Origin of the sequence: Mesorhizobium sp. M7A.F.Ca.AU.002.02.1.1 (genome assembly GCF_003998535.1) — a bacterium.
GTDB lineage: Bacteria > Pseudomonadota > Alphaproteobacteria > Rhizobiales > Rhizobiaceae > Mesorhizobium > Mesorhizobium ciceri.
In genome coordinates this window covers 1-1,101 of record NZ_RZPB01001246.1, presented here as the reverse complement: position 1 = coordinate 1,101, position 1,101 = coordinate 1, and the positions used below count along the sequence as shown (strand labels likewise).

Below are 1,101 nucleotides of genomic sequence, written 5' to 3'. Positions count from 1 at the left end.
GTCCCCGAGCGTGGTGACCTTGGCGTTCGCAACGTTGTAATTCACCTTGTCGCCGTCACCCGCCGCATCGCCTGATCCGCCTACCGACACACCCACCAGGCCGCCAATGGCAATGGCGCCGCCGCCATTGCCGCCGCCGCCGCCGATCGACTGTGCGATGATGCCGCTAGCGGAACGGCCGTTCGTCTCGACGGTCACACCGTTGCCGGCCTGATTGACGTTGACCACGCCACCCTTGCCGCCAGTGCCGCCGCCACCGCCGATGGCGACCGAAATTGCAGGCGCTACGCCGATGGCGTAGCCGCCATTGCCGCCGCCACCGCCGACCGACTGGATCAGAATGCCATGCGCGCCGTCGCCGCCGTTTCCATCGACGCCGGTCTTGATGACGCCGCCAATATTGCCGGTCGCCGTATCGCCCTGGCCGCCACCGCTTGCCTTGCCACCGATCGACACGAGACCGATGGCGCCGCCGCCATCGCCGCCGCCGCCGCCCACCGACTCGACCAGCATGCCGATGGCGCCCAGGCCACTGGTGGTGATGTTGCCGGTGTTGGTCCCCGTGGCTGCCCGGCCGTCATTGCCATCCGTACCCGCGCCGCCACCGCCGAACAGACCTAGACCGCCACCGCCGTCGCCGCCGCCACCGCCCACCGACTGCACGACCATGCCGCTGGCAAAATCTCCCCGAGTTGTGATGGTCCCGGAATTTATCCCCTCGGCATTGCCGCCGATTGTCGGCACGCCCCCATTGCCGCCGTTACCCACGATACCGAAACCACTTGCACCATCACCGGCAACGCCGCCCGCCGACCGCACAAGCATACCCTTCGAGAAAGCCCCGTCCGTGGAAATGGAGCCGGCATTATCGCCTTTCGCGTCACCGCCGAAACCGCCATTGCCGCCATTGCCACCCTTGCCGGCACCGATCGCAGCGCCCAAGCCGCCATTGCCGCCGCGCCCTCCGCTGGAATTGACGGTGATGCCGTTCGAATTGACCCCGTGCGTGATGATATTGCTTTCGATCGTAGTGGTCACGGTCGCCGTGCCGCCATCGCCACCCCGCCCGCCGACGCCGCCCTTACCGCCTACCGCGATGGC

1 pseudogene is annotated in these 1,101 nt (G+C 67.8%); it reads right to left on the bottom strand.

Going from position 1 to position 1,101, the window contains the following annotated elements:
- A pseudogene (locus tag EN879_RS40705) lies at positions 1–1,101 on the bottom strand (autotransporter outer membrane beta-barrel domain-containing protein); the annotation flags it as partial.